Here is a 25,590-nt window from a genome sequence, read left to right on the forward strand (position 1 = left end):
ACTCCTTACGCGTTCTTCATAATAATTGTTTCTAATACGTTTGCAACGCTTTGACAGCTATCCGCTACTTCTTCAAGCTCTTCGTAAATCTCTTTGTATTGAATAATTTTAATCGGATCTTTCTCACGAGAGAATAAGTGCTTAATCGCATGACGGCGAATATCATCACATTGTGATTCGTAATCCTTAATCTTAATCGCGTTCGTACGAATGTCGACTAACTTCTTTTTAGACAGTAGTTCAACAGAATTTGCAATCTCAATCGCACATTGATTAATTGCTTCAACGAATTTAATCATGTATTCATCAGCTTCTGTAATAGAATACATTTCGAATAGACCAGCACTATGATCTAATCCGTCTAATACATCATCCATACTCATTGCAAGTTGTAGGATGTCCTCACGTTCAATTGGAGTAATAAACGCTTTGTTTAGCTCCATAATGATTTCGTGAATAAATGAGTCACCTTTTGACTCATACTCTTTCATGCGCATAGAAAACTCTTTTAAATCGCTAGCATTTTTAATTTTATACTCCACGAAAAACTGCGCGCCTTCTTTTAAATTTTCGGAAACATTCATTAACATTTCAGAAAATTTATCTTTTTTTGATTTAAATACCATTATTAGTTACCCCCACAAAAGTAATATATGTAAAATATATTGGCTAATCAATTCTAACAAAAAACTGTCGTTTTTTAAAACATTTTATCGAAAAGTTTACAAAAACTTAACATAACTCTCATTGTTGTATTAATAATATTAATAATCAATATTGAATATCTTACTTGTAGAATGTCCTTTTCCTGCAAAAAGTATGAATGTGAAAGAAAAGCTTTACACTACAGGAAAGACTACGTTATTATAATAAATTTAAAAGGAGGTATATTCTTCCTTTTGAAAAGAAGAGTGTAAACAAACAAAGGAAGTGAACGAATGAAATTGAAGAACACTCACTTAAAAAAAATGCAGGAGTGGTTCAATAAGAGGAAGAAACTTCGTAATTCATTAATTGTATTAGGAAGTTTACTTGCTACTCTATTTATTGCTATAAATATAATAATTTCCATTCAAGACATATCTGAATTAAAACAAGCTGTTCCGCAACCGACCTTAATTTATGATGCAAATAATGAAGTTGCGACTAAATTAGCTTCCTCTAAAACAGAAGGTGTTAAAAGGAAAGATATTCCTGACATTATGGTTCAGGCAATTGTTGCAGTAGAAGATAAGGAATTTTTTAACCATCACGGTATTTACTATAGTGGAATTATAAGTGCAGTTTTTAAAAATATTACAGCAGGAGAAGTTGTAGCAGGGGGAAGCACAATTACGCAACAACTTGCGAAAAATGTATTTCTGACCCAAGACCGCACATACTCTCGAAAAATAAAGGAATATTTTTTAACAAAAAAAATAGAGCGTACGTATACGAAAGATGAAATTATTGAAATGTATATGAACCAAATTTATTTTGGTGAAGGTGCTTGGGGTATAAAAAGGGCAGCTAAATCTTATTTTGATAAAGATGTAAAAGATTTAACAGCTTCAGAAGCTGCAACGATTGCTGGATTGATTAAAGCACCGTCTGCCTATTCACCTTATAAAAACTTTAATAAGTCGATCGAACGACGTAATGTCGTCTTAAGTTTAATGAAAGAGCAAGGATATATTTCTGACGAACAATATAATAAAGAAAAAGAGAGCGGTCTTGTGTTAAAACGTGGTGTTGATGATAAATACAAGGGAAAATACTCTCAATATGTAGACTATATTGTCAGGGAAGCAATGGACAAGTACGAATTAACACAAAATGAAATTTTAGCGGGTGGTTATCGTATTTATACAGAGCTTGATCCGAAAAAACAACAAGCTGTAGAAGACGTTGTGAATAATGATAGCTATTTCAAAGATAGTGGCTCAGACCAACTTATGCAAACGGGTGTAGTTCTTATGAATCCAAAAACAGGTGGTGTACCAGCTTTAGTTGGAGGTAGAGGACCGTATCAGTTTTTACAGTTTAACCATGCAACCCAATTAAAAAGACAACCTGGCTCAACTCTAAAGCCTCTGGCTGTATATGTACCAGCGTTAGAGCAAGGGTATGAAGTATACGATATATTAAAAGATGAACCATTTAATATTAAAGAATATAAACCACAAAATAGCGATCATACTTTTCACGGTGATGTGACGATGTATGAAGCTGTGGCAAAGTCGTACAATGTTTCCGCTGTTTGGTTATTAGAGCAAATTGGATTGGATAAAGGATTGAAATCTTTAGAGCGTTTTGGTATTCCATTAGTGCCAGAAGATCGTACATATCCGATTGCTTTAGGCGGGATGCATGTTGGGACCTCGCCATTTGTAATGGCTCAAGCCTATAGTACATTTGCAAATGACGGTGTTCAAGTGGAAGCTCATGCGATTAGGGAGATACAAAATGCTGAAGGTGAAACGATTGGAAAGTGGTATAAGAAAGAGACACGGGTGACAAGCGAGAAAATTGCTCAAAAGATGACATATTTATTAAAAGGTGTTGTCGAAAAGGGAACGGGCGAAAAGGCGAAAGTTAATAATGTTGATACGGCAGGTAAGACAGGAACGACTCAAATTGTAAATGGACCAAGTACCGGTGCAAAGGATTCATGGTTTGTTGGATACACACCAGATTTAGTAGGTGCGATTTGGGTAGGGTATGATAAAACAGATAGTGATCATTATGTTCCGGGGGGAAGTCAAATTACGACGACAATGTTCCGGGATATTATGAAAAAAGCGAATGCCAATCCAGCTCAAAAAGCATTCCAGTTATCACTCATATCTGAGGCTGATTATAAAAAACAATTGACTACAATAGAAGAGGAAAAACGAAGAAAAGAAGAAGAGAAGAGAAGGAAAGAAGAGGAACAACAAAGAAAAAAAGAGCAACAAGAGTGGATAGATAAAGTGAAAGAATGGATCCCTTCATTTTGGTAAAAGAAAGAGGCGAATAACGAAATTCGCCTCTTTTTCGTATGAAAAATAAAATGAAACTTTAAACGGTTGAAATTCTCCTTTCTCCTTACTAGTTACTATTCGTTAAGTATAATGTTCGTACTGCCAAAGGATTCGGAATCGTATGTGACGGTTATTTTTCCTTTACTAATAGGTTCGTAAGGTAATTCTTCTTCGTAATTACCATTATTTTCATTGTGGATAGAAAGTGTAATTTCATCGATTTTTTTATTTGTATACTGATCTTTAATCGTTTCAGCAATTTGAAGTAATGCTTCGGAACTAGAAGCTTTCGTAATAAGCATTCCTGTTATAACTTTTTTTTCATTATTTGTTGCATTGGAATAAGGGATGTTGCTTTGTTTTGTATACAAAAGTTTGTATGGAACGGTTTTTCTCTCTGCTTTTGATATAGTGGAATATTTTAGAGTTAAAAAAAATCCTACACATAAAATAATGCATACCATAAGAGCAAACCAAATGCGTATTAGTGACATAACTCTCATTTTCATCCCTCTTTCATATCTTTGACTTCACTATTTATCATACAAAATGAGGATTAAGGTAGAGTAAATTTGAGGTAAAGAAACGTAAAGAAGGAGCACTTATCCTCCCAAATAAGTGCTCCTTTTTATTAAAAGAGAGATTTAATAGACAGTCAAAAACCTATTACTTATAAATTTGCTTAGTCATTCCAAAAATGATTGGAAATTGTGGTTAGTAAATTCGGAAGACTGAAAGTATAGCAGTTGTTTCGCCTGTGTTAGGAATAGAAATAGTATTTGCTGTAGGTTGTACAGAAATTGTTGTACCAGCTTGTAAAGTAACGATTGTAGAGAAAGCAACCGCACTACCGATAACGTTAGTTGAAAAATTACGACTAGGTGGTTGGCCGTTAAATGAAAGACCGAAGCCAAATGGTGAAGAACCTGGGAAAGTTGTAGATGCAGAGAAACTAATATCATATACACCAGTTTCTAAAACCGTTAAAGTATCAGAACCATTAAAGGAGATGTTTGTTAATTCAAATGTTTCATTGAATTGTACATTGCTTCCCGGTGATACGGTTTGTGCAATTGTGTTTCCTAATACAGCTGTAGTTACAGGAACTGGAGTACCCGATGCACCTGTCGCGCCAGTAGCACCAGTAGCACCAGCTGGTCCTTGAGCACCAGTAGCACCTTGAGCGCCGGCTGGTCCTTGAGCACCAGTAGCACCTGTTGCGCCAGCTGATCCTTGAGCACCAGTAGCACCTTGAGCGCCAGCTGGTCCTTGAGCACCAGTAGCACCTTGAGCGCCGGCTGATCCTTGAGCACCAGTAGCACCTGTAGCACCAGCTGGTCCTTGAATACCTTGAGGTCCTTGAGCACCAGTAGCACCAGTAGCACCAGCTGGTCCTTGAATACCTTGAGGTCCTTGAGCACCAGTAGCACCTTGAGTACCAGCTGGCCCTTGAATACCTTGAGGTCCTTGAGCACCAGTAGCACCTTGAGCGCCGGCTGGTCCTTGAGCACCAGTAGCACCTTGAGCGCCGGCTGGCCCTTGAGCACCAGTAGCACCTTGAGCACCCGCTGGTCCTTGAGCACCAGTAGCACCTTGAGCACCAGCTGGTCCTTGAGGTCCAGTAGCACCTTGAGCACCCACTGGTCCTTGAACACCTTGAGGCCCTTGAGCACCAGTAGCACCTTGAGCACCAGCTGGTCCTTGAGCACCAGTAGCACCTTGAGCACCCGCTGGTCCTTGAGCACCAGTAGCACCTTGAGCGCCAGCTGGTCCTTGAGCACCTGTCGCGCCAGTAGCACCTTGAGCGCCAGCTGGTCCTTGAGCACCAGTAGCACCTTGAGCGCCAGCCGGTCCTTGAGCACCAGTAGCACCTTGAGCGCCAGCCGGTCCTTGAGCACCGGTAGCACCTTGAGCACCCGCTGGTCCTTGAGGTCCAGTAGCACCTTGAGCACCCACTGGTCCTTGAACACCTTGAGGCCCTTGAGCACCAGTAGCACCTTGAGCGCCGGCTGGTCCTTGAGCACCTTGAGGTCCAGTAGCACCTTGAGCACCCGCCGGTCCTTGAATACCTTGAGGTCCTTGAGCACCAGTAGCACCTTGAGCGCCGGCTGGTCCCTGAGCACCGGTAGCACCTTGAGCACCCGCTGGTCCTTGAGCACCAGTAGCACCTTGAGCGCCAGCCGGTCCTTGAGCACCAGTAGCACCTTGAGCGCCAGCCGGTCCTTGAGCACCAGTAGCACCTTGAGCGCCAGCCGGTCCTTGAGCACCAGTAGCACCTTGAGCGCCAGCTGGTCCTTGAGCACCAGTAGCACCTTGAGCGCCAGCTGGTCCTTGAGCACCAGTAGCACCTTGAGCACCCGCCGGTCCTTGAATACCTTGAGGTCCTTGAGGTCCAGTAGCACCTTGAGCGCCTACCGGTCCTTGAGCACCAGTAGCACCTTGAGCGCCAGCCGGTCCTTGAGCACCAGTAGCACCTTGAGCGCCAGCTGGTCCTTGAGCACCAGTAGCACCTTGAGTGCCGGCTGGTCCTTGAGCACCTTGAGGTCCAGTAGCGCCTTGAGCACCAGCTGGTCCTTGAATACCTTGAGGTCCTTGAGGTCCAGTAGCGCCTTGAGCACCAGCTGGCCCCTGAGTGCCTTGAGGTCCTTGAGGTCCAGTAGCGCCTTGAGCGCCAGCCGGTCCTTGAGGCCCAGTAGCACCTTGAGCGCCAGCTGGTCCTTGAGGTCCAGTAGCACCTTGAGGCCCGGTAGCTCCCGTAGCTCCCGTAGCACCTGTTGCCCCTCCTCCAAGGCAGCCTGATCCGTATTGAACTAAGATAGCTTGGATTTCTGAAATGAGTTTAACTAGTTTGTCGATCGTACAGCAATCTACTTTGAATAATTTAGCGATATACAATAAATAATTAAGCAGGCTTTGTAGCTCAACATATAATGCTCCGCATGAAAAAGGTTTTGTCGTTAAAATAGTTAATAGATTAGCAATGATAGAATTTCCAATTTGTTTTTGTGCTGGAGATAAATCTAAGCAATTGAGGAATTTTTGTAGGTTATTTAGGACAACAATCAAGTTATCGATATTATGTTGCGAAGGGTTTTGAAAGACAGCTTGAATAGCTTGACCAAGAGCTTGAAGAAGTCTAACGAATTCTGTAAGTTCGGACTTAGAGATGTTAATATAACTACAAGCTCTGACTTCGCAACAATCATTACCATAAAATACTTTTCCTTTGTTTTTATTGTTCATCTTTTCATTCCTTTCTTTCATAGAATCAATAGTCGTTACTATATATTAAAATGAAATTTAAACTAAATTCGTGATGGACAAACTACTATTTCTAAAAAAATAAGAAGTTTGCCTACTAAGCGAAAACAATTAAGTTATGGAGAAAGATTTATAGAACTAAAAAAAGATTAGTTCAATATAAAAAAGCATGCCAATTGCTAGGAGTATATAGCAATTGGCATGCTTTTTGTGGAGGAGTACCTCATTTGTATTCATTTAATCTTTCAAGAGTTGTTTTAGGTAAAATTGGAATTGAAATAGTGAAAGTTGTACCATATTGATTACTGGTCATTTTTAATGTACCGTTATGATTTTGAATAATTTTCTTCGTTACTGACAAGCCCAGTCCTGTGCCCGAATCTTTTGTTGAGAAGAATGGATCAAAGATATATTCTTGAATGGCTGGTGAAATACCAATTCCATTATCAGTGAAAGTAATACGAACAAAATTATCTAGGCGATAACTAGTAATTTGGATAGAAAGTTTTTCTTCGCCTTGAGCATCGACAGCATTCTGAAATAGGTTTAAAAAAACTTGCACAAGTTCATGACGATCAATATTGACTAATACATCATCCAATTCGGTAGAAAAATTATAATCAATTGAAATGTTATGTAAAAAGACTTCACTAGCTAGTAACTGTTGAATATATTCACGTAAAAATGTGTTAATAGGAAACGGTTCTCTTGTAAATTCGCGTGTTTTTGAAATAGCTAAAAATTTTGTAATAATACTATTTGCGCGGTCTAGTTCAGGAATGAGTAAGTTTTCAAATAATTCTTTATTAGATGGAGAAACACTTTCTTGTAAAAATTGTAAGTAACCCCGTACGGTTGTAAGAGGATTACGTACTTCATGTGCAATCCCAGCTGCAATTCGCCCTGCTAACGAAAATTTCTCTGCATCACGTTCTGTGTTTAAATAATGAAAGACACTAATAACTCTAAATATCTCTCCGTTATAATCACGAATAATTCGGTTATTTAATATGCCATAGTTTTTGTCTAAAACTTCTTCATTATATAATTCTGTTCCCGTTCTTAATGTTTCAAGAGCTTTAATTTTTTCTTCTGGCAATTTTAATAATTGTTGAATTGGTTTTCCGATTATATCATTTCGTACTACACCAAAATCATCTGCTGCAGCTTGATTACATAAAGTTATATTTCCTTTACTATCAACAAAGGTGACATGATGTGAAAAAGCATCGAAAATATGAACAAAGTATGTTTCAAGTTGCTCAAATAAAAATAATGAATCGCAAGTAAGCTGAAACTCATCCTCTTTATGTACTTTTTGTATGTGTTGTATAGAATGAGTCGTTCTCGTTTTCTTTATTTGTAAACCAATATGTGGATTTTTGTATGTGAAATGATGTGGTAATTGATTCACAAGTTCTTCATAAAAACGTACTTTATTTTCTAATTCTTCTATTCGTTTTTCATGAGATACAATATCATCGTTTGGAAGCATAAATAAATAACCCCTCAATTTAAAAATTCTTCCATCTAGTATATCATATTTTTATACGGATATTCTTAAAGAAGGGGCTACTTAATGAAATTGATTAGTCGAAGTGTTCGGGAATTGAGTAGAATGGATAGAAGGTGAAGTTAAAAAGGGAGGGATATATTTGCTTTTCATTGGAGTGACAGGGTGGGGAGATCATGATTCTTTATATATAGATCCCTATGAAAATAGAAATAAATTACGAACATATAGTGAGCATTTTCCTATTGTGGAAGTGGATAGTTCATTTTATGCAATGCAACCTGCGCGAAACTATACAAAATGGGCAACGGAGACACCGAAAGATTTTTCTTTTGTCGTAAAAGCATATCAAGGGATGACGGGACATATGAAAGGTGAAATTCCGTTTTCTACGTTCGACGAGATGTTTGATGTGTATAAACAATCTATTCTTCCTTTAATAGAAGCTAATAAATTAAAAACGATTTTATTTCAATATCCACCATGGTTTGATTGTAAAAAGAAAAATGTAGATTTTCTTCGATATACGAAAGAGAAAATGGAAGGTTTGCCGTGTGCCATAGAATTTCGAAATCAAACATGGTTTTATCCAGAAATGAGAGATAAGACTTTACGGTTTTTGGAACAGGAGAAATGGATTCATACAATTTGTGACGAGCCACAGGCGGGGATAGGTTCGGTACCGCTCGTTTTAGAAGTAACGAATGCAGAGATGGTGTTAATACGTTTTCATGGTCGAAATGTTCATGGCTGGCTGGATAAAGGGGAAAATTGGAGAGCGGTTCGTTGCTTATATCGCTACAACAATAAAGAATTAGAAGAATGGGTAGAAAGACTAGAGCAATTGAAAAAGAAGACAAAGGGCATATATGTACTATTTAACAATAATTCGGGCGGAGATGCAGCGGATAATGCGAAACAATTTATGAAAATGATGAACATTACATATGGTGAGCCGAAGCCTGAGCAATTAAATTTGTTTGAATGATAATAAACAAGAAAGGCACTGTACAAACAGGGGGAATGTACAGTGCCTTTCTATATGAAAAAGAGGGGTAACAATGTTACTGAGCGTTTGGTTGATTCATCAATTGTTGGCTTCGTAATAAATGATAATGGTTATCATTATCATTGTCAATAGTTTTCCGAAAAATAAATAAAAAACTTTTATGAGACAGTAACGGGTAGGAAGATTCCTGATAAAAAGTTAGGCTGAGGCAAAGAAGTTTTTTGGGGAGATTCTAGTGATCTCTTGATAAAGTATCAAAAAAAGAACAGCAATTAATGCTGTTCTTTTCCAGTAACGAATTGTTGTAAATCAAAAGGAGTTATCGCTTGGATAAACTCTTTTGAGATAAGTGTTTGAACAAGAGTACTCTCAGAAATGGAAGCACCTGTTTTCTTTTCATAAGCTTGTTTTAATAAATCAAGTTTTTCAGCCGTTTCTTTCGGTAATTCAATTGTTAATGTGTTCATAATTTCTCCCCCTTATTATTAGAGTACCACTACAATATAGGAGAGACAAGAAAAGAGAGTGTGAAACATAAAAAAGGTTACCATTTATAAAATGGTAACCTTTTTTATGTATAAGAGTTATTAAGCAATACCAATATACTTTAAAGTTTTTGATGGAGTACTATGATCAAAGAAGTGTTGTAAAAATGCGATATCAACACCAGATTTGTATGCACAATATCCCCAAGTTTTTCGAAGTGTATGTGAGCTAATCCCTTCTAATCCAACTTCTTTTGCAGCTTTGTTTAAAATGTACCATGCATGTTGTCTCGTAATAGATTTTGTTCCTTTTTGAGACTTTAATAATGGTTCATTACGTTTCCAAGTTTTACGTTCTTTCATGTAGTCTTCGATCGCGTGCTGTAAGTCTTCATTTACAGCAAACCATTTATGTTTCTTTACTTTTTCATTGTAAAATAAAATGGAATGGCGAACATTTTCATTTTCATCGATTACATCACTAACTTTTAATTGTAAGATTTCACTTACTTTTAAGCCAGAATTTACAGCTAATACGAATAATAAGCCATCACGTTTCGAAGATTGTAAAAGTATATTTTTGATAGTTTCTAATTGTTTTTCATTTTGAATAGGTTGTCCTGCTTGTTTCATTTCACGCACTCTCCTCTTTTATGTGTGTAAAGGAAAGGATTAACTTGTTTCTTACTATAAAGGGAGAGTGTGAATTTCATGTGAACTCCTAGTGAAATTAAGACAAATTATTTGACTTCTTTTACTTTTTGTAAATTAAAGTAGAATACAACACTATTAGTCGTGTTATATACACCGTATTCGGCATGGTGGAGGTCTAAAATGTTTTTTACAATAGATAATCCGAGACCAGTACCACCAGTATGACGGCTACGAGATGCATCTAAACGGTAGAAACGATCCCAAATTTTTTCAAGGCTGTCTTCTGGGATAGGGTTTCCTGTGTTTTCGATTTCAACTTTTACTGTATCTTCCATTGCTATAACAGAGACTTGTATTTTTTCTCCGTCTGGCGTATAGCGAATGGCATTGCTAAGTAAGTTCACAACCACTTGCTCAATACGACTACGATTCGCTTTCACAAATATAGAAGAATCTACATCTATGCTCACTTGTAAATGCTTTTCTTCCATGCTAAATAATAACTTTGTATAGACTTGTTGAATTAATTCACCGATTGAGAATGTCGTCATATCTAGTTTGTACGTACCTGATTCTAATTTTGCTAATTCTAACATTTCAACAATAAGTCTGTTCATGTTTTCTGTTTCTTCTAAAATAACATCTGTGTAATACGTCGTATCTTTACTAACGCCATCTTTAATTCCTTCCGCGAAACTTCTAATTACACTGAGTGGTGTTTTTAATTCGTGTGATACACCAGAAATGAATTCTTTTCGCGTTTTCTCTAATTGACGTTCCCGTTCAATATCTTGTTGTAATTTTGTATTGGCAACATTTAATCGATCGATTCGGTCTTTTAAGTTTACAGATAGCGTATTAATACTGCCGGAAAGCCCACCAATTTCATCGTCTGCTGTCACAGGTAATTTCTCGCTAAAATCAAAATTGGCCATTTTTTTTGTAACACGATTCATTTTAATTAATGGTTTCACAATGATTTTTGAGTAGTAGAAGGATAACAAAATAATTACGAGAAATACGATGATTAAGGCATAGACATAATAATCCTTTAAAACAAGCATTGCTTCATTAACAGGTTGCAAGGATGCTACCGCAAAAGCGTATTCTTTAATCTTTCCATCTTCCATAATAGGTTTTACAAAGATACTATTCTTTATATTTTCTCCGCTATCTAGTAGGAAATGGCTCAATTGCTGTGGGCTAGTAGTGCCATCTCTAATAATTTCTGCAAAATATTGAACGGCTTGTAATGTTTCAAGATCATTTGCAAGACGAACATCAGCTTTGGATGGAAGCTGTAACTTAGATACAATACCAGTAAACTCAATTTGAGTTACAGTTTTGGATCGACTTGTAAGTCTATTTTTAGCAGGGTTGCCATTAATGGATTGGAAATCTGAGTTGATATATTCGTTTTGCCATCGATTATAGTTTGTCGTCAATTCTATTGGTGTTATGGCGGAATCTTGTACAAAACCGACGACGTTTATCACCCCATCTTTTTTCAATCCTAAGTTTTCGAATTTATTATATTCTTCGGGCGTTAAAAGATTATTGAGTGGAATGGAATATGCTTTATTATTTTTAGGGTTAATTACATCAATGTAAAAATTATTGTCGCTTTTAATAATGCCGTTCGTATTTAAAAACTGCATTTCGGCATTTGTTTTATCATGAAATTCTTGTTTTAGTTTTCGAATTTCTTCATAAGTTTTACCACTTTTTTCGTAATTATCTACGAACTTCTCGAAAGCAGTTTGAACGGTTTTTACCTTTTTATTAATATAAAATTTCTCTAAAAATAGAGATTGTCCTAGAAAAAAAAGGAGGAATATGATTGTAAATAATGTTGATGTTAATAAAAATAGTTTAAAGACGATACTTCTGTTTTTCACTGCGTCACCTCTTGTGAGAAATACTGTAAATGATTTCTTTATTATAACAAACGTTACAAAAAAGTAGAGGAGAAAATCTGTCTCTTCCGAAAGTAGTTTTTTATAAAAGGTCACATAAAAAGAACTCGACAGACGTATGACGAGTTCTTTAATGTATTATTGTTGAATTGCTGCATCTAAAGCGATTTCAATCATTTCGTTAAATGTAGTTTGACGCTCTTCAGATGTTGTTTCTTCACCAGTGAAGATGTGGTCACTTACTGTTAATACAGATAACGCATTTACACCGTATTTCGCTGCTAATGTGTAAAGAGCAGTTGTTTCCATTTCTACTGCTAGTACACCGTAATCTCCAAGTTTTTTAACCATGTCCATGCTTTCGCGGTAAAATACATCTGCTGTTAAAACGTTACCAACACGAACGTGTAAGCCTTTTTCAGTTCCAGCATCGTAAGCTTTCTTTAAAAGGTCAAAGTTTGCAGCTGGTGCAAAATCGAAACCTGGGAATGTTAAACGGTTCATATTAGAATCCGTACAAGCTGTCATTGCAATAATAACGTCACGTACTTTTACGTCTTTTTGAATCGCACCGCAAGTTCCAACGCGAATTAAATTTTTAACTCCGTAGCTTTGGATTAATTCGTTTACATAAATAGAAATAGAAGGAACACCCATACCTGTACCTTGAACAGATACGCGTTTTCCTTTATAAGTTCCAGTGAAACCTAACATACCACGCACGTTATTATAGCAAGTAACGTCCTCTAGAAATGTTTCAGCGATATATTTTGCACGTAATGGATCACCAGGTAATAGAATAGATTCAGCAATTTCGCCTTGTTTTGCTTCAATATGTACACTCATGAAAAGTCCTCCTTATAATGTATTGATAGAAATCAATATCATTTGCATTATACACTATCAATCCTTTCAATTAAAATCTTTTAATTATTTGTAATATGTGCAAAGCAGGAGGATTTCATAAATCATAATCTAGAATATATATGTAAGAAGTTTTGTATGAATAGAGACAATAAAAATGGTAGGTGATGTTTTGAAAAATCTTGTCATTGGACTTGTTGCTTTGCTTTTTATTGTAGTAGGCGGATTTTACATAAAGAAGTATCAGGAAACTACAGAGACTGTAGGTGATGTTCAGGAAGTAAAATGGGATGTGTCAAATGGAAAAGGAAATGAGAAAGTAGATATTTCGTTTCAATTACTAAATAATAAAAACAACGAAGTTCGTGGTGTGAATGATCAAATTCGGGCAGTTATTGTAGACGGACAATTAAAACATGTACAACAAATAAAACCTACATTTGCAGGGAATGGATCATATAAGGTTTCTTCCAAAATAGTGAAAGATGAAGGATATACAATATTTTTATATGAAGACAAAAATAAGTCTGTGGAACCATTTGCGAAGAAAGATTTTGGGAGAGAAATAGAGGAGAAAAATAAGAAAAAAGTAAAATTTCCAATCGATAGTGTGCTTACAAAAAAAATAGGGGAGTATGAAGTTTCTTTATTATTTGGTGCCTTGCATCCGAATGAACCAGCGACGTTAACATTTCAATTTCAAGCGAAAAAGGGTGAGAAATTGAAATTACATTCCGAGAGAGGAGAAGTAGAGGCACTCTATATCGTGGACGAAACGAGAGAAAACTTTTTATATGCAATACCTGTTGATACAGATGAGCAATTACAATATCGTATTACATTTCCTGTAGAAGGAACGTATAAAATATGGGGAGATTTCTATATAAATGGTAAGAAATATGAAAAAGAATTTATTGTACAAGTTCAAAAACGAAAAAACAGCTAAATGTTTAGCTGTTTTTTCGTTTTCCTATTAATTTTGTTACAGAGAGCATTGTAATTGGTAAAGAATGATTCTTTCTAAATGCTAAATATTTACCGCTCCATGCTGGTTTATATTTTTCTTTAAAATGACGTAGTCCGCTGAAACTATACGTATAACGAACATTATTAAAGATGGCAGCAGCAACCCGTTCAGACCAGAAAGATTGTGTTGATAAACCTACATTTGAAAGTGGTGCCATACCAATATTAAAGGAATGGTATTCATTTTCTTTGGCCCACTGGAATAGGTGAATGAAAATTGCATCCATAATGCCGCTAGGTGCATCTGGATAATAGCGCATTAAATCAACAGACAATGACCCGTCTTGATATACCGGCATAAAGGTTGTAAATGCGATGATTTTTCCATCCGCATCAGATAATGTAGCGATAGGTGCTCGGCTAATATATTCACGATCAAAGTATCCGAGTGAAAAGCCTTTCTCTTTTTTACCGCCGAGCCATGCCTCTGAAACTTTTTTTAACTCTTCATAAAGTTCATCTGAGAATGGTGGCTGGTGAATAGAGAATGTATAGCCTTCTCTTTCAAAACGGTTGAAAGTCGCGCGCATACCGGCACGTTTTTTTCCTGTTATTGTAAATGTGTTTAAATCAACGACAGCTTCTTCACCAAGCTTAAAGAAGTTATAACCAAAATCATGATATAAACTCATCCATTTACTTTCGATTTGGTAGAATACACAAATGTATCCAAATCGATCAGCCTCAGCTAAAAACTCTTGTAACACAGTACGATAAGAGGAAGGATCCCCAATTGGATCACCTAGCACAACAAGGCGCTTTCCCGTTATAGAGAAGAGAAGGAGCGCTTTCCCATCACTACTGAAGAAGAATTGTTTATCTCCTAAAAATCCCAAATGACTAAGTACATTTCCATTATGTTCATCTAAGAAGTTTTTCAATCTTTTATCATTCGCTGGTTGCCCGGGAAATTCACTTCGATAACGGTTGGCAATGAGTGAGCCAATCAGTAAAAAAGTAGGAACGAAAAAGGCAGCTGCTAATGCACTTCGTTTCACTTGTGTAATATTACGAACGACAAAATCAGGTTTAAAGGCTTCTTTTGCACCTGCAAATAAAATACCTAAGTTTTTATATAAATATAAAGTTATAAGTAGGAATATAAAAACTTTTACCATATCAGAAAGTGAGACTTCCATTTTCTCGCGTACAAATCTTTTACGAAGCATATATAATACAGCGAGTACGATTAATAAAATAAACGTTTCTTCAATATCAATTCCTTTTAGCGTATTAAAGATTGCTGCTCCGATTAAAGAAATAATCGTCATATAGTAAGAACGTTTTGTTCCATAATATATGCCTCGTGAAAGGATTAGCAGGAGAATACCAAATGTTAGTGATAAGCTAAAAGAAAATTGAATAAGAGGTTTTGGAGCTAGAATATGTAAGGCGTGTGCTCTGTTTATACTTGTTGGTAGAATGGTCGATAAAATAACCATTAGTCCAGCAAATACTGTTAAGGCAGCAGATGCCCATGAACCTAATTTTCCTAGAAAATCACGCTGCAAAGTCCATATAACACCAGTTGTTTCTAATGCAGGCGCAATAAAAGGTTTATCTTCAAACTTTTTAATGGCCACGCCTGTCATTTCAAATGCTGCAAAAATAAGACCAAGGCAGAAAGGTAAAATGTAATAGACGAGGCGATATAATAACATAGCAGGTAGTAATACGCCTGTATCAATGCCATACTGTCCGAGTCCAGTTAAAAAGACAAGATCAAATGAACCAAGGCCACCAGGCACAAGACTCACAACGCCAGCTAAAGCAGCAATTACATACACACCTAAAAACTTTTGAAATTCGATATCGATGCCAAATAATATTAATATGACGTACATAACAATACCCGCAGATACCCATTCGACTAATGAAACTAATGAGTATAAAACAGTTGGGTTTTTCTCTTCTGCTTCTTCTTGTCCTTCGAATTGGTTTGTTTTTCTATTTTTAAGTTTAGAAAAACCGATATATATAGGGACGAAAAGAGCGAAAAAGATAAGAACAGGCCATAGCCACGGTTTTTCATGCAAAATAAAACTTGTGTCTAATATTCCAATAAGACCGAGGAATGAAAGAATGGCTAACCCGTTAATAAAAGCAGTTGTCATCCAGGCGATACTTTTAATAAGTTTGCCATTTTCTTTTATGTATGGACGATAAAGCATTGTGCGTACACCAGCCCCAACGAGACCACCAAATCCAATAAATCCATTTAAAGTATTAGCAATCCATGAGATACGGAAAATCTTTTGGACTGGTATATCAGCTTTTAAATAACGAAGCATAACATAGTCATAAAAGAACATTGTTGATACGGCAAATGCACCAAGTGTAATTGCTAAAAAGACTCCGCCGGTTGGAATGTTTTTAATTGAATTGATTGCTTCTAAAAAAGAAATGCCTGCTAATTCTTTTTTTGCTTGAAAGAATACAATTGTTAATACAACAAATGGGAAGATAAATTTCCCGATTTGTAAGAAACGTTTCCATGAAAACGACATAAATACAACTCTCCTTGTATAAGAAAACTGAGACAATAATATTATTATGACAAACTTCAAGAAAAATAAAAAGGTAAATTCCTGTATAGGGAAGCTATTTTTTGTAAGGGTTATATTTAAAAGAGTATTTCGTTTGTCAGAAAATTAAGTTAAAATAAATTAGAAGAAGGAAGAGAGGGGAAGTAGATGATTATAATAGGTTATGCGGGATATGAGTTAGAGAAAGCAAAACCAAATACATCAGAAGATTTCTTTAATAGATCTGAAGTGACATATATATTAAATAATAAAGAGAGAACTTTTTCCGTTTTATATGTTCGATATTTTGAAGAAGTTTTACAAGAAATTACGCCTTTTGAAGGAAATCCAGTATGTAAAGTAGAAGAACAAGACATATATTTACGGGATATTGTAGCGATATGTTGTTTACTGAAAGAGAATGAGCTTCGCATGCAAAAACGTTTATATTTAAATAATATAGAAGAATTCCAGCAATATTTTGATGAGGGAACAGTGGTGAAAGTACAAGAAATATTGGCTGAATTACATAAAAATAAAAGAGTAGAAATAGCGTGAAATGGCAAAGGAGAGGGAAAAATGTCTAATCTGATGGTTGAAAATCAAACAGAACAAGTTTCTATGTTTTTAGAAGATGTTATTACACTGATAACCAATTATGTAAATTATCATACGTTACCTTCTTTATTAGAAGAAACACCAGCAGGGAACGAGCAATATTATAAAGGGTTATTAGCATCAATGAGACGTCTTCTCGTTTTTTGTGAAGAAGGACATGATGCATGTTTTGTTTTGTTAAATAGCCAGCCATTTCGAAAAACAGCAGCTGAAAAAATTTTATATAAAATTTATCATCAAGTAATTGCAGAGTTTTTCTCACCAAAGAGTGATCATTGGTATGAAAATAGTCGGTCTGCCTATACAGGGAAAAACTCCATCGTTTTTCAACAAACGCCACCAGCATCTGTAGAGCAAGTGATGAAGAGTTTAGAAGGTAAATTTCAATTGATGCGTGAAGAATTAGAATATTATGAGACGGATTACCAAACAAAGATGTTACACAAATATTAATTGCGAAAAAGAAGCTAAGAGGACTTAGCTTCTTTTCCTTTTGTAAAGTTATATAAGGGATTTCCTTTGAATATATTTATGGGGATAGCATTAAGGAGGTGTAACATGAGTCAGCAAGGTGTATTTACAGATTACTTTCATGAAGTAGAAAGCTGGTGTGAAAGTGTTCTTCACGTATTAGATAGCCGTGCAATGGAAGTGTATGATGTCCATATGCTTGCTTATAAAATTCAAACGTTATTAGATCGTATGAAAGAGCATGAGTATGATACAGATGCAGAGTTTATGTATGAGATAAGTGATGATGTAGAACATATTCAGCATCATTTGCAGGAAGTATTCGTGCAAGGAGAAGAGGAATATGAACTATATGAAAGAGGGGATAGTGAACGAGCTGTTCCAATTGGAGGGCATACACTTCCACCATTACCTTATCCGTATAATGCGTTAGAACCTTATATTTCTAGAGAAATTATGATGTTACACCATGATAAACATCATCGCAGTTACGTGGAAGGATTAAATAAGGCAGAGAAGATGATGGAAGAAGCGAGAAAAACGAATCAATTTGATTTAATTAAGCATTGGGAAAGAGAAGCCGCTTTTCATGGATCAGGTCATTACTTACACACGATATTTTGGAATAACATGAAAAAAGATGGTGGCGGAAGTCCGAGAGGGGCTCTTTCACAACAGATTGAGCAAGATTTTGGAAGTTTTTTACGTTTTCAAAAACATTTCACAGAAGCAGCTTCTAAAGTGGAAGGATCAGGATGGGCGATTCTCGTCTGGGTGCCACGATCTGGAAGATTAGAAATTTTGCAGAGTACACTTCATCAATTATTTACACAATGGGATACCATACCGCTCCTCGTACTAGACGTGTGGGAACATGCGTATTATTTACAATATCAAAATCGAAAAGATGAATATATTAAAAACTGGTGGAATGTTGTAAATTGGACTGATGTCGAAAAAAGATTTGAAAGTGCGAAACAAATTGAATGGACACCGTATTAGACGCAGATTTTCTGCGTCTTTTTTATTCCGCATTTAACGGGCAGTAAGACCCCACCTCAAAATTCAGTGAAAGCAAAGAATTTAGGTGGGGATCGGGCTGCCCGTAAAAGCCCGATTGGTGAGGGCTGATAATAAGTGGGGGATGAACAAAACCCCCACTGATTAAAGTTTCACTTTATTGGAAGGGGCAAGAGATTTCGTTCATATTTTAAAAGGCCAAGCATACACTTGTACAAAAAGTGCCAAAAGGACGTGGGGGGAAATATGAGACGAATTTGTGTAATAATCACGCTTTTTATTATGTATGCAAGCGTTATGCCAATTCCTACATATGCAAAGATGAACAGTAATGTCAGTGCTCGAAATGCTGTATTAATGGAACAACAGTCAGGTCGTGTATTATATGGGAAAGCAGAACACGAGTCACAAAAAATTGCTAGTATAACAAAAATTATGACAGCGTTGTTAGCTGCTGAATCAGGAAAAATGAAAGAAATGGTACCAGTTAGTAATGAAGCAGTGAGAGTAGAAGGATCAGCAATTTATTTAAAACCTGGACAGAAAGTGAAGTTAGAGGATTTAGTATACGGACTCATGCTTAGATCTGGTAATGATGCAGCACAAGTAATTGCTGAAAATGTAGGAGGGAGTATAGAAGGGTTCGTATATTTAATGAATGAAAAGGCGAAACAAATTGGAATGAAAGATACTCACTTTTCAAACCCACATGGTTTGGATGGAGATGGCTCCCATTATTCGTCAGCCTATGATATGGCACTTTTAACGAAGTATGCAATGGGGAATGAAACCTTTAAGAAGATTTTTGGGACAAAAACGTATAAATCAGATTCGTGGGATTATCCATGGAAAAACAAACATAAACTCGTGACATCTTATTATGAATTTGCGACAGGAGGAAAAACCGGTTTTACGAAGAAAGCGGGACGGACACTTGTTACAACAGCATCAAAAGATGGACTAGATCTAATTGTCGTAACTTTGAGCGCTTCTAGCGATTGGGATGATCATATGAATTTATTTGATAAAGGTTTTGAACGTTTCAAGCAAACGAACGTTGTAGGACAAGGAGCTCTTGCTGAAATAACTGAAAAGAAATATGCCAATCATGTTTATACGAAAAATAGTTTTGCGGTGCCATTAACTGAGCAAGAAAGAAAGGATGTCGTATTAAAAGTTGAACTCGATAAAAGTGCAAAACTTAAGGATGGCGTAAAGGTTGGGAAGACAGAAATTTATGTTGGCAATGAGAAAGTTGGAGAACGGAATTTATTTTATAGTAAACGAAAGTTAGTAGCTACAACGGGAATGTACTGGAATAATGTGAAAGAAATTTTTTCTCATATGATAGGTGTTGGGAGCGATGGTTAATCTCGTATGGGTAGCGATGGCAGTCATAGGGATTGTATATGCCATGATAAATGGAACGATGGAAGCAATAAATAAAGCTGTATTTGACGGAGCAAAAGACGCAGTAACAATTTGTATAGGACTCATTAGTGTTTTAGTATTTTGGCTTGGTTTAATGAAAATTGCAGAGGAAGCAGGGTTGTTAAAAAAGTTAGTGTCACTTTTTATGCCGATCGTAAAAAGATTATTTCCAGAAATACCGAAAGATCATCCGTCAATGGGATTTATTTTATCGAATATGATGGCAAACTTTTTTGGATTAGGGAATGCAGCGACCCCTCTTGGTATTAAAGCAATGGAACAATTGAAAGAATTAAATGGAGGGAAGGATTCGGCGAGCCGTTCTATGGTAACGTTTCTCGCGTTAAATACATCAGCGATTACTTTAATTCCTACTACTGTCATTTCGATTCGAATGACGTATGAATCAGCGAATCCTACTGAAATTGTAGGGGTAACATTCATTGCACAAGTACTCTCTATGATCGGAGCGATTTGGATTGACCGCTATTTTTACCGAAGAAGGAGTAGGAAGGGGCGGAAGAAATGAGTATTGTCAATACGATATCATTATGGGTAATCCCTTGTGTAATTGGTTTTATCCTTTTATATGGCACGATAAAGAAAGTGCCAACCTATGAATCGTTCGTTGAGGGAGGAAAAGAAGGAATTCAAATTGCAATCTCCATTTTACCATTTATGGTTGGGATGCTTGTATCTATTTCAATATTTCGAGCTTCAGGTGCATTAGATGCAATGATATCAGTAATGAAACCGATGTTAGATTTAATTCATGTCCCAGCAGAAATTGTTCCACTAGCACTTATACGCCCTATTTCAGGCTCTGCTGGTTTAAGTATTACGACCGATTTAATTGCCACTTATGGGCCAGACTCGTTTATTGGAAGATTGGCTTCTACGATGCAAGGAAGTACAGATACGACTTTTTATATTTTAACAGTATACTTCGGAGCTGTTGGAATTAGAAAAATGGGAGATGCATTAAAAGTAGGACTTTTTGCCGATTTAATCGGAATTATTTGTTCAATTGTGTTTGTTTCTTTAATGTTTAAGTAAGGCTATTCATTTTTTACGCTATTTCGCTTATAATACGTATACGACCACTATTAAGGTGTTGCTTAATAGTGGTTTTTTTATGCGGTGTTTTTGACAAAATGATGAACTTTTATTGTGAGCAATATGAAGAATATGGACAATAATAAAAGGTAAAAACATGATTTGGCCTTTATATGTTTATTATCATCGCTATGTTGTTTAAGTAAGATGAAGCGAAAAGCGTCAAGTGTATGCGGTTGCCAAGTCTTTCTAATGTAAGGTAAGATAAATTCGAGGTGAAAAAAAGAAATGGAACGATTACAAAAAGTGATTGCGCAAGCAGGTATTGCATCGAGAAGAAAGGCTGAGGAATTAATTCAGCAAGGAAAAGTGAAAGTAAATGGAAAAATAGTGAAGGAGTTAGGAACGAAAGTCACTCCTCAAGATAAAGTAGAAGTAAATAACATCCCTCTTGAAAAAGAAGAACCTGTTTATTTTTTACTATATAAACCAACTGGCGTAATTTCAAGTGTATCAGATGATAAAGGAAGAAGTGTTGTAACAGACTTTTTCCCTGAAATTAGACAACGTTTATTCCCAATCGGCCGCTTAGATTATGATACATCTGGCGTATTATTAATGACAAATGATGGGGAATTTGCAAATGTATTAATGCATCCGAGATATAAAGTTGAAAAAACGTATGTTGCAAAAATTAAAGGGCCATTAACAGGTGAGAAAATTCGCATGTTAGAACGAGGTGTTGCATTAGAAGATGGAAAAACAGCACCAGCACAAGTGAAAATTATTTCTTGGGACAAGCGTAAAGAGACTGCGATTGTACAATTAACGATTCATGAAGGACGTAATCGTCAAGTACGCCGCATGTTTGAAGCGCTAGATTGTAAAGTAGTGAAACTAAAGCGTGAACGCTACGCCTTTTTAGAAGTGGGTAGCTTGCGCCCTGGTGATGCGAGAGAATTGTCACCACATGAGGTGAAACAATTACGTGCATTGGCTTCTACAAAGCCGCGCTAATCGATAGTGTGAAACTTTCACCAGTGGAATGTTCCGCTGGTGATTTATTAAAACATACATATATTTATCACTCGTCGAAGAGAGGGGAGACAATATGAAGAAAAATCGCTTATTATTTCGCGTTATTATTCTGATCATTTTAAGCGGTGCTGTAGGATTTACACTTTATCAAGGGTTCTTTGCTGATAAGGAGAAAATGCAAATCGGAAAAGAAGCACCTAACTTTGTTGTGACAGATTTAGAAGGAAAGAAAATTGAACTGAAAGATTTAAAGGGAAAAGGTGTATTTTTAAACTTTTGGGGCACTTGGTGTAAACCGTGTGAAAAAGAAATGCCTTATATGAATGAATTATATCCAAAGTATAAAGAAAAAGGCGTTGAAATTATTGCGTTAGATGCAGATGAAACAGAAATTGCTGTTAAGAACTTTGTGAAACAATATGATTTGAAATTCCCAGTCGCTATTGATAAAGGAACAAAAATCATAGGGACATATAGCGTAGGACCATTACCGACAAGCTTCTTGATTGATAAAGATGGAAAAGTAGTGGAGAAAATTATAGGTGAACAAACGAAAGAACAGTTAGAAGGATATTTAAAGAAAATTACTCCGTAATAAAGAAAGCCTTTACATACGAGGCGCTTACCTATAGCGTCTTCGATTTAAAAATTCTGAGTATTGCGGTAACTTGAGGGTAGAATATACAATAGTACATATAGATACAGGGGCGGTGAGAGTGTTGAAAGAAATTAAGTGTGAATGTGGACACGTTAATCCGATAGGAACTGTTTTTTGTGAAGCATGTGGGAAACCATTTGAAAGCAATGAAAATATAAAACTATTGGATATGCGCTATGAGGGGAGTGCTCGGAGATCTCTCACGCAAACAAAAACGATAGTCGATAAAATTTGGAGCTTTTTCTCTTCTGTAAAAGTAGGTGTATGGCTCATTGTAATCACTTTAGCTGCATCAGCGATAGGAACTATTTTTCCACAAGAAATGTACATAACTCCAGGAATTGCACCAGCTGAATATTATAAGCAAGAATACGGATTTTTAGGGCAATTATACTATCAATTAGGATTTAATAATTTATACGGTTCATGGTGGTATATGATTTTAATTGCTTCAATTGGTATTTCACTTGTGATATGTAGCTTAGACCGTGTCATTCCACTTTATAAAGCTTTAAAGAAGCAAGGGGTGAAAAGACACCCTAGCTTTTTAAAGAGACAAAGATTATACGGCACTGGTACACCGCAAGATGGTGATTTGGAAAGAGTCCAAAGCAATTTAAAGAAAACGAACTATAATGTGAAAGTGGAAGACGGTAACATTTTAGCTGAAAAGGGACGGTTTTCACGCTGGGGTCCATATGTGAATCATATCGGTCTCATTATCTTTTTATTCGGTGCAATGCTCCGTTTTTTACCGAGTATGTACGTAGACGAAGCCCTTTGGTTACGTGATGGTGAAACGAAAGAAATACCAGGAACAGATGGGCAATACTACTTAAAAAATGAGAAGTTTATAAAGGAAGTTTATGATAAAAGTAAGGACAAGGAAGTTTTTGATGAAGCGATTGATCGTGTAGGCGATAAAATGATTGCGAAAAACTTCCAAACGAATGCTGTATTGTATAAAGCGGTCGGCGAAAATATAGCAGGAGAAAAACCGAAATTAGAAAAAGTAAAAGAAGTGGAAATTCGAGTAAATGAGCCAATGAAATTTGATCAGTTCGCTGTTTATCAATTGGATTATAAAGAAAATGAATTTAAAAGTATGTCCTTTAACCTGCAAAACAAAGAAAATAATCAAAAGTGGGGACCGATCAAAGTTGATTTAACGAACCCTACAGAAAAATATGATTTAGGAAACGGTTATTCTTTAGAACTATTAAGCTATTTCCCTGATTTTTATTTTGATGAGAGTGGAAGACCAAATACGAAAACGAAATTACCAAACAACCCTGCATTTGTGTTTAAAATGTTTACGCCTGAAACACCAGATGGTGAAGTGAGTTTTGTTGGTATTCAGCAAAATATAGAACCTGATGGAAATAATAAATATAAAATGTCGTTTGCCGGTGTGGAAATGCAAAATGCAACAGCACTTACTGTAAGGAAAGATTTAACGCTTTGGATACTCGGTATTGGAGGATTTATATTTATGGTTGGTGTCATTCAAGGGATGTATTGGAATCATCGTCGTATTTGGATACAACGCGTTAATGATGAATGGTGGATTGCAGGACATACGAATAAAAATTGGTTCGGTTTAAAGAAAGATATTGAAAGAGTACTAGAAGGTACAGCAATTCCGCAGCCAAGCGATAAAGTAGTGGATAAAAAAATTAGTTAAGGTGGGGAAACGATATGGTGCAAATAAGTAGTAACTTTCTCTTTACCGCATTTATTTTATATTTAATTGCAACTTTATTTTTCGGGGGAGCAATTAAAGAAAAAGGTCATAAATGGGCAAATATAGGAATAACGATTACAATTTTAGGGTTTATTGCACAAACAGTATATTTTGTTACGAGATGGATTGCATCAGGACATGCACCGGTTAGTAACTTTTTTGAATTCGGTACGTTTTTCGGCATGATGCTTGTCGGAGCATTTATTGTCATGTATTTTATGTATCGCGTAAGTATAATCGGACTATTCGCGTTACCAGTTGCGCTTTTATTAATTGCCTATGCGAGTATGTTTCCGCGGGAAATATCTCCGCTTATTCCATCTTTAAAAAGTAATTGGTTACATATTCACGTGACGACTGCAGCAGCAGGACAAGCAATCTTAGCGATTAGTTTTATTACGGGTGTTATGTATTTATTGAAAAATGTAGATCAATCAAAAAGAACGAAACGTACATTTTGGTTAGAAGCGGTCGTGTTCACACTTGTTTGTACAGTTGGATTTATTGGAGTAACAACGGTATTTTCTAGTATGAAATATGAAGCGAAATTTCAATGGATTGATAAAAATGAACAACAAGTTGAAATGAAGTACAATCTTCCGGCTTTAGTGGGACCACACGAAGGAAAGTTATTGACAGAAAATAAATTCGAGCCGACAGTTGAAGTTCCAGCGATTGTAAATGCAAAAAAATTAAATACAGTAATTTGGTCTGTGTTAGTCGGAACTTTGCTTTATATCGTATTAAGACTTGTTTTACGGAAACGAGTATCAGCGGCGCTTCAGCCGTTAGTAAAGAATACGAATAGTGATTTACTAGATGAAATTGGATATCGATCTATTGCAATTGGATTCCCAGTTTTCACATTAGGTGCATTAATTTTTGCGATGATTTGGGCACAAATAGCGTGGACACGTTTTTGGGGCTGGGATCCAAAAGAAGTTTGGGCACTTATTACTTGGCTCTTTTATGCGGCGGTATTACATTTACGTTTATCAAAAGGGTGGCATGGAGAGAAGTCAGCATGGTTAGCGGTAATTGGTTTTGCGATCATTATGTTTAACTTTATTGTAGTAAACTTAATTATCGCGGGTTTACATTCATACGCATAGAGAAATAAAATAGGAGAGTGAATGTCACTTTCCTATTTTATTTTTGTCAACTTTTCTTCTTTTTTGAGAAAAACATGACAAAGTAGCGGTTGATTTTGTAAAATGATGTCGAGGACATTATATACTGTTCAAAAAAAATACATAGTTTTGGAAAAAAATTGAACAAACTTTATTATTCTTGTGAAGC

22 protein-coding genes are annotated in these 25,590 nt (G+C 36.2%); 13 read left to right on the forward strand and 9 right to left on the reverse strand.

Annotated features, from left to right (window positions below):
• Positions 1-5: 5 nt before the first annotated feature.
• Positions 6-626 (reverse strand): DUF47 domain-containing protein, encoded by a 621-nt coding sequence (locus ACHZK0_RS07440; protein ID WP_000231446.1) that lies wholly within the window; start codon positions 624-626, stop codon positions 6-8.
• Between the two features lie 312 nt (positions 627-938).
• On the opposite strand from ACHZK0_RS07440, the gene ACHZK0_RS07445 reads away from it, so the two are divergent.
• Positions 939-2,981: a transglycosylase domain-containing protein gene (locus ACHZK0_RS07445; protein ID WP_097820184.1), complete on the forward strand. Its 2,043-nt coding sequence runs from the start codon at positions 939-941 to the stop codon at positions 2,979-2,981.
• 95 nt (positions 2,982-3,076) lie between these two features.
• Here ACHZK0_RS07445 and ACHZK0_RS07450 read toward each other — a convergent pair whose 3' ends face one another.
• The 3 genes from ACHZK0_RS07450 to ACHZK0_RS07460 form a co-directional block, all read right to left on the reverse strand.
• The gene (locus ACHZK0_RS07450; RefSeq protein ID WP_097820183.1) at positions 3,077-3,505 is read right to left on the reverse strand and encodes a hypothetical protein; all 429 of its coding nucleotides are present in this window, start codon (positions 3,503-3,505) and stop codon (positions 3,077-3,079) included.
• 211 nt (positions 3,506-3,716) lie between these two features.
• A complete protein-coding gene (locus tag ACHZK0_RS07455) occupies positions 3,717-6,245 on the reverse strand; it encodes a Gly-Xaa-Xaa repeat protein (RefSeq protein WP_395761382.1) in 2,529 nt (842 codons plus the stop codon).
• A 241-nt stretch (positions 6,246-6,486) separates the two neighbouring features.
• Positions 6,487-7,758, reverse strand: coding sequence for an ATP-binding protein (locus ACHZK0_RS07460; protein ID WP_262740735.1), 1,272 nt, complete (start codon positions 7,756-7,758; stop codon positions 6,487-6,489).
• Between the two features lie 160 nt (positions 7,759-7,918).
• On the opposite strand from ACHZK0_RS07460, the gene ACHZK0_RS07465 reads away from it, so the two are divergent.
• Complete coding sequence (locus ACHZK0_RS07465) at positions 7,919-8,764, forward strand: DUF72 domain-containing protein (protein ID WP_395761383.1); 846 nt, start codon at positions 7,919-7,921, stop codon at positions 8,762-8,764.
• Between the two features lie 293 nt (positions 8,765-9,057).
• Here ACHZK0_RS07465 and ACHZK0_RS07470 read toward each other — a convergent pair whose 3' ends face one another.
• The 4 genes from ACHZK0_RS07470 to deoD form a co-directional block, all read right to left on the reverse strand.
• Positions 9,058-9,252 carry a DUF3924 domain-containing protein gene (locus ACHZK0_RS07470; protein WP_001094861.1) on the reverse strand — a complete coding sequence of 65 codons (195 nt, stop codon included), beginning with the start codon at positions 9,250-9,252 and terminating at the stop codon, positions 9,058-9,060.
• A gap of 120 nt (positions 9,253-9,372) precedes the next feature.
• Positions 9,373-9,903, reverse strand: a complete 531-nt coding sequence (locus tag ACHZK0_RS07475; protein WP_000806236.1) for a tyrosine-type recombinase/integrase — start codon at positions 9,901-9,903, stop codon at positions 9,373-9,375.
• 107 nt (positions 9,904-10,010) lie between these two features.
• A complete protein-coding gene (locus ACHZK0_RS07480; protein ID WP_270342160.1) occupies positions 10,011-11,822 on the reverse strand; it encodes a sensor histidine kinase in 1,812 nt (603 codons plus the stop codon).
• A 156-nt stretch (positions 11,823-11,978) separates the two neighbouring features.
• Positions 11,979-12,686: a purine-nucleoside phosphorylase gene (deoD, locus tag ACHZK0_RS07485; RefSeq protein ID WP_000110707.1), complete on the reverse strand. Its 708-nt coding sequence runs from the start codon at positions 12,684-12,686 to the stop codon at positions 11,979-11,981.
• A gap of 175 nt (positions 12,687-12,861) precedes the next feature.
• Between deoD and ACHZK0_RS07490 the strand changes: the two genes are divergently transcribed.
• Positions 12,862-13,650 carry a hypothetical protein gene (locus ACHZK0_RS07490; protein WP_262740732.1) on the forward strand — a complete coding sequence of 263 codons (789 nt, stop codon included), beginning with the start codon at positions 12,862-12,864 and terminating at the stop codon, positions 13,648-13,650.
• Positions 13,651-13,654: 4 nt separating this feature from the next.
• Here the strand turns inward: ACHZK0_RS07490 and mprF are convergent, their stop codons facing one another.
• The gene (gene mprF, locus ACHZK0_RS07495; protein ID WP_262740731.1) at positions 13,655-16,237 is read right to left on the reverse strand and encodes a bifunctional lysylphosphatidylglycerol flippase/synthetase MprF; all 2,583 of its coding nucleotides are present in this window, start codon (positions 16,235-16,237) and stop codon (positions 13,655-13,657) included.
• Between the two features lie 186 nt (positions 16,238-16,423).
• Here mprF and ACHZK0_RS07500 point away from each other — a divergent pair, with 186 nt between their 5' ends.
• The 10 genes from ACHZK0_RS07500 to resC all read left to right on the forward strand — a co-directional run bounded on the left by ACHZK0_RS07500 (position 16,424) and on the right by resC (position 25,403).
• Complete coding sequence (locus tag ACHZK0_RS07500; RefSeq protein ID WP_061677829.1) at positions 16,424-16,813, forward strand: hypothetical protein; 390 nt, start codon at positions 16,424-16,426, stop codon at positions 16,811-16,813.
• A gap of 21 nt (positions 16,814-16,834) precedes the next feature.
• The gene (locus ACHZK0_RS07505) at positions 16,835-17,326 is read left to right on the forward strand and encodes a YpuI family protein (protein ID WP_063261774.1); all 492 of its coding nucleotides are present in this window, start codon (positions 16,835-16,837) and stop codon (positions 17,324-17,326) included.
• Between the two features lie 105 nt (positions 17,327-17,431).
• Positions 17,432-18,346, forward strand: a complete 915-nt coding sequence (locus ACHZK0_RS07510) for a superoxide dismutase (protein WP_262740730.1) — start codon at positions 17,432-17,434, stop codon at positions 18,344-18,346.
• Between the two features lie 264 nt (positions 18,347-18,610).
• Positions 18,611-19,735, forward strand: a complete 1,125-nt coding sequence (gene dacB / locus ACHZK0_RS07515) for a D-alanyl-D-alanine carboxypeptidase DacB (protein ID WP_061677827.1) — start codon at positions 18,611-18,613, stop codon at positions 19,733-19,735.
• The gene (gene spmA, locus ACHZK0_RS07520) at positions 19,728-20,324 is read left to right on the forward strand and encodes a spore maturation protein SpmA (protein WP_000247806.1); all 597 of its coding nucleotides are present in this window, start codon (positions 19,728-19,730) and stop codon (positions 20,322-20,324) included. Before dacB ends, spmA begins: the two co-directional genes overlap by 8 nt.
• Positions 20,321-20,851: a spore maturation protein SpmB gene (gene spmB, locus ACHZK0_RS07525; RefSeq protein ID WP_000029511.1), complete on the forward strand. Its 531-nt coding sequence runs from the start codon at positions 20,321-20,323 to the stop codon at positions 20,849-20,851. The genes spmA and spmB overlap by 4 nt, the downstream gene beginning before the upstream one ends.
• A gap of 288 nt (positions 20,852-21,139) precedes the next feature.
• The gene (gene rluB, locus ACHZK0_RS07530; protein WP_000440552.1) at positions 21,140-21,868 is read left to right on the forward strand and encodes a 23S rRNA pseudouridine(2605) synthase RluB; all 729 of its coding nucleotides are present in this window, start codon (positions 21,140-21,142) and stop codon (positions 21,866-21,868) included.
• A gap of 94 nt (positions 21,869-21,962) precedes the next feature.
• Entirely contained in the window at positions 21,963-22,484 is a 522-nt protein-coding gene (gene resA / locus ACHZK0_RS07535; RefSeq protein WP_262740728.1) for a thiol-disulfide oxidoreductase ResA, read from the forward strand.
• Positions 22,485-22,605: 121 nt separating this feature from the next.
• The gene (gene resB, locus ACHZK0_RS07540) at positions 22,606-24,231 is read left to right on the forward strand and encodes a cytochrome c biogenesis protein ResB (protein ID WP_395761384.1); all 1,626 of its coding nucleotides are present in this window, start codon (positions 22,606-22,608) and stop codon (positions 24,229-24,231) included.
• A 14-nt stretch (positions 24,232-24,245) separates the two neighbouring features.
• Positions 24,246-25,403 carry a cytochrome c biogenesis protein ResC gene (resC, locus tag ACHZK0_RS07545; RefSeq protein WP_242241383.1) on the forward strand — a complete coding sequence of 386 codons (1,158 nt, stop codon included), beginning with the start codon at positions 24,246-24,248 and terminating at the stop codon, positions 25,401-25,403.
• Positions 25,404-25,590: the final 187 nt, after the last annotated feature.

The sequence above is a fragment of the Bacillus sp. 3G2 genome (assembly GCF_044324725.1).
Classification (GTDB): Bacteria; Bacillota; Bacilli; order Bacillales; family Bacillaceae_G; genus Bacillus_A; species Bacillus_A mobilis.